This is a genomic window from Micromonospora sp. PRAS1 (genome assembly GCF_059553435.1).
Genome location: NZ_JCANNB010000110.1, coordinates 1 through 815 on the forward strand (window position 1 = coordinate 1; position 815 = coordinate 815).

1 protein-coding gene is annotated in these 815 nt (G+C 76.4%); it reads left to right on the forward strand.

Annotated elements, in window-relative coordinates; all coding sequences use genetic code 11:
* Positions 1-815: condensation domain-containing protein (locus AC507J_RS32305; RefSeq protein ID WP_496294356.1), on the forward strand; the 815-nt coding region annotated here is incomplete at both ends.

The window sequence follows — 815 nt, forward strand, 5'->3', positions numbered from 1 at the left end:
CTGAGCCGCTGCCGTTGTCGTTCGCGCAGCAGCGGCTGTGGTTCCTCGACCAGCTCAGCCCCGGATCCACCGAGTACCACGTGCCCATCCCGATCGGGCTGAGCGGAGACGTCGACGTGGCCGCGCTCGGCGCGGCCCTCGACGGCGTCGTGGCCCGCCACGAGGTGCTGCGCACCCGGCTCGTCACCGGCCCGGACGGCGTGCCGCGGCAGATCGCCGACCCGCCCGGCACGGTGCCACTGCCGGTCGTCGACGTCACCGGCGCCGCCGACCCGGTCCGCGTGACCGGATCGCTGCTCGCCGCCGCGGCCGCGCCGTTCGACCTGGCCGCCGGGCCGATGGTCCGGGCCGTCCTCGTCCGGCTCGCCGCCGGTGAGCAGGTGCTCGTCGTGTCCACGCACCACGCCGCCTTCGACGAGTGGTCCGACCGGATCCTGCGCCGCGACCTCGACGCCCTCTACCGCGGGCAGCCGCTGCCGCCCCTGCCGGTGCAGTACGCCGACTACGCCGTCTGGCAGCACGAGTGGCTCACCGGCGCCGTCCTCGACGGGCAGCTGGACTACTGGCGCCGGCAGCTCGCCGGGCGGCCCACCCTCGAGCTGCCGGTCGACCGGCCCCGCCCCGCGATCCGGTCGGCCGCAGGCGCGTCGACGTCGTTCATCGTCCCCGCCGCGACCGCGCTCCGGCTGCGGGCATTGGCCCGCGAGCACCGCGCGACGATGTTCATGACGGGCCTCGCCGCCTTCGCCGTCGTGCTCGGCCGGTACGGCGCCTCCGACGACGTCGTCGCCGGCACCCCGGTCGCCAACCGGGGC